The sequence below is a fragment of the Phyllobacterium sp. P5_D12 genome, assembly GCF_054049495.1.
In genome coordinates, this window is the sequence record NZ_JBFUMG010000487.1 from 1 (window position 1) to 3,361 (window position 3,361).

The 3,361-nt window shown below is 50.8% G+C and carries 4 protein-coding genes; all 4 read left to right on the forward strand.

Features of this window, described 5'->3' with window-relative positions; translation table 11 throughout:
• Positions 1-476 precede the first annotated feature (476 nt).
• The 4 genes from ACXJ5O_RS22240 to rirA all read left to right on the forward strand — a co-directional run bounded on the left by ACXJ5O_RS22240 (position 477) and on the right by rirA (position 2,709).
• Complete coding sequence (locus tag ACXJ5O_RS22240; protein WP_457301792.1) at positions 477-842, forward strand: putative quinol monooxygenase; 366 nt, start codon at positions 477-479, stop codon at positions 840-842.
• 419 nt (positions 843-1,261) lie between these two features.
• Positions 1,262-1,573: a hypothetical protein gene (locus ACXJ5O_RS22245; protein WP_457301793.1), complete on the forward strand. Its 312-nt coding sequence runs from the start codon at positions 1,262-1,264 to the stop codon at positions 1,571-1,573.
• A gap of 287 nt (positions 1,574-1,860) precedes the next feature.
• Positions 1,861-2,106: a hypothetical protein gene (locus ACXJ5O_RS22250; protein WP_112527107.1), complete on the forward strand. Its 246-nt coding sequence runs from the start codon at positions 1,861-1,863 to the stop codon at positions 2,104-2,106.
• A gap of 141 nt (positions 2,107-2,247) precedes the next feature.
• On the forward strand, positions 2,248-2,709 hold the full coding sequence (gene rirA, locus ACXJ5O_RS22255) for an iron-responsive transcriptional regulator RirA (RefSeq protein WP_112527105.1): 462 nt from the start codon (positions 2,248-2,250) through the stop codon (positions 2,707-2,709).
• Positions 2,710-3,361: the final 652 nt, after the last annotated feature.

Genomic DNA, 3,361 nt, shown 5'->3' on the forward strand with positions numbered 1-3,361 from the left:
CTTCATGGGAGCTTCCTTTCACTTTCAGTTTGTCGTTGAGCGACAATGAGACCGCAATTGCTGCGGCCACGATAAAAAAACAACGCTGGCGAGTAAGAGAGGTTCCGATCTCATAGGGATCGTTGCCTCCTGGCGTAATAAAGAAGTCCCGCGCCAATCGCGATAGTCAGCAACCCTATGGTGATCCATCGCGTTTGGCCCACCATGAAGCTACCGCCGAGAACACTGAGACCCTGAAGCGCCCAGATTGCTCCCATGAGGATTAGAAGCACGGCAACGATAGACAGGATGGATTTCATTTGGTCCGCCTCTTTTCAGGTTGCGTTTTCATTCTCGCACCATCAAGGCGGGATGAAAACATTTTATGAAACAGGCGCTATTTCCATTAGATTTATGAGGTCACGACCTAATGTCTGTCTGGATTTGTCGATTGGCGGCTGATAGACMTCGTTGCAAAGCAGGGAGGCTGAAATTCTATGACTGCATTGACGATTATCGTTGAATTCGAAACGCACGAAGGCCGCGAAGAGGAATTCACTGCGCTCATCCGCGAACATGCCCGCAAGACGCTGGAGGAAGAACCCGGTTGTCTGCGATTCGAGGTCATCAAACCCATCGAGCGCAATGGAACACCCATTGCCAACAAGGTCATGGTCAACGAACTCTACGCGAATGAAGCGGCGGTGACGGCCCATGAGAATAATCCGCGCCTCCCCAGGGTGCGGGCGGCAAATGCGCCCTTGCTCAAGTCCAGCAGGTTGATCCTGGCACAATCATTGACCGGCAAGGTACCCGAGGAAGGCTTGACGCCGCAGCAGCTGAACGCCAGCAATGACGACTAGAGCCGGATAAATTTGAACGAAAGTTCAATGACATGATCATAAAAAATGTGCGATGACTGTGTTCCGCCATTCAACAGCAACCTGATCAAGCCGTACCGGAAGACTAAAACGATGAAGAGATTGGCTCTGGCTTTCCTGCTGCCTTGCACCCTTGCGATGTCTGGTTGTGGCGCAATGCGCTGGATGAGCGAAGCGCCGCAAAACGCGTCCAGCTGTGYCGGCTGGAACAAAATCAGGATCAAGCCGGAAACGGCAGTCTATCTTGTGAAGAATGATTTTTCCGCCAGCATAGATATCGATTCGCACAATCTCAACGGCCAGAGAAACGGTTGTTGGAAGTAGCCTTGAATCTCGCAAATCGGAACAAAACGCCATAAACCACGTTCCTCCTTTCTCCACTCATGGAAAGGATTACTGAAATGGCAACGAATACAACCAAAGTTCAGGCTATGGCTGAAAAGGATMTGGAAAATCAGGTCGCGGCGTTGCGCAAGCAGCTGGCATCAATCAGCAAATCGCTTTCCGAGCACGGCTATGAACTTTATGAAAATGGCGGCAGCTCTGCCTACGAGGCGGTAAAGAAGAACAGCCGAAAAGCAGCACGCTTCGTTGGTGAGGAAGCGCACATGGTCAGTSAAAAAGCCAGGGAGAACCCGATGACCGCGGTCGCGATCGTGTCTGCCGTCGCCGGCTTAGGTCTCCTGGCAGGTCTAAGCGCTTATCGGCGTTAAAGACCAAGCCTTGAAATTCAGGGGCACGCTTCATATATACGGCTTAGGAATTCGTCTCCGCTTTTGACCACGGATGTACTGGCACTGGCGTTGAGGCGAATTCGGAAGGTCGGGAATTCCCGGCCTTTTTTGTTGCCTATAGCACACATGACCCTATCCGAGTGCGGTGCGGCAGTGTCTCAGGTTGCTTTCGGAGGCGCGAACGGTCTATGTAGGGCTCACTATCTGCCTGATCATTCATCAGGTTAAGGACATTCCGTTATACGTTCTGAGAGTGAGCTGCCCGAATGGACAATTTTGAGAAATACGCCCTGGCTCTAATGGTCGTATTCGGCGCCCTTATCATCGGCGGTCTCATGGCCGTCAACATTGCATGGGCCCACAAGGCAGGCTTTCTGTACGCTCTCGGCGCGGCAGTGGTGGTTTGGTCTGCCGGTTTCGCGGTCCTTTTTGACAAGCCGCGGGTCTACGGTCTCCTGTTGTTATGTGCGATTGCCCTCATCACGGCCTCTATCGTTGTTATCGTTCGATAAAAATCGGGGGGACGTTTAGRCGTGTTATCCGGATAATATGAAACTGGCTTTCATATTATCGTTTACTTTATCAAGAATAATTCTAAACTGCGGCCAGATTGAATGTGCRGGCCTGGATTTCAGGTTGAAAGAGATATTCCCATGCGACTGACCAGACAGACGAACTACGCCATCCGAATTCTTATGTACTGTGCCGCCAATGAAGGCAATCTCAGCAGAATCGGTGAAATCGCCCAAGCCTATACGGTTTCGGAACTTTTCCTGTTCAAGATCCTCCAGCCGTTGGTCGAGAACGGTTTCATCGAAACCGTGCGCGGCCGTAATGGTGGCGTGAAGCTTGGAAAACCGGCCAAGGACATTACCCTCTTCGACGTCGTGCGCGTGACCGAGGAAAACTTCGCCATGGCGGAGTGCTTCGAAAACGATGCCGCCGACTGCCCGCTGATCGACAGCTGCGGATTGAATGCGGCGTTGCGCAAGGCGCTCAATGCATTCTTCGAGGTGCTCGCCCAGTTCACGATCGAGGACATCGTCGACAAGCGCGATGTGCGTGCTCTGCTCGGGATCGACATACTCACCCCTCGCCTCGCGACGGCCAGCTGACAAGTTTGCCGTACTTCTGCAGTACTCTTGACCGGTGAGAGACCGGAACAGAAACGAGTGGCCTTTTAGGGTGACGTTCTCAACGAAAAAACGCAAATCTGGTGCAAGAGGCATCGAATCTCATGCAAGAAGTGTCGATTCCGGMATGCTTTTCTGCACCCTGCGTTGCAAATTGGGTTGTTCTCGGTTGCGAGAAATGGTGAACGCGTGACCTCACCATATCCATCACGAGCTTGTGAGACGTTTTGACRCATGTTGAGCCGGCAATATTTTTTTGCTTTCAATCTACCCGTAAAGCCAAACATGATTGAAATGGTTATGTTATTTGCCTAGTTTAGAATTATTCTAACTAGTTGAAATCATGACATAATATCACCATATGCATTTGACAGGTTCTCAACAAACCGRCTTTATAGCCGGAGCGTTGGATGAACGCATGACCTTTAATGTTTGGGCCTTGAACCCTTGCGATTGGAGGAACCATTGTCTGGTTCGAAAGTATCACCCGGTTTCGGGATAGTATTTTGTGGGTCTAGCGTAAACAACGCATTCGGATCAGCAATTGATTCAAGCTTAGGCGCCTCTGCGGCATTAGATGTCGTGGATATGTGTTCTTATGAGTACGGCGCCTATACAAAATGCTAGTTTGTCA

Coding starts and splice junctions, on each gene's coding strand:
- ACXJ5O_RS22240 (WP_457301792.1), top strand. CDS start 477: ATGACTGCATTGACGATTATCGTTGAATTCGAAACGCACGAAGGCCGC.
- rirA (WP_112527105.1), top strand. CDS start 2,248: ATGCGACTGACCAGACAGACGAACTACGCCATCCGAATTCTTATGTAC.
- ACXJ5O_RS22250 (WP_112527107.1), top strand. CDS start 1,861: ATGGACAATTTTGAGAAATACGCCCTGGCTCTAATGGTCGTATTCGGC.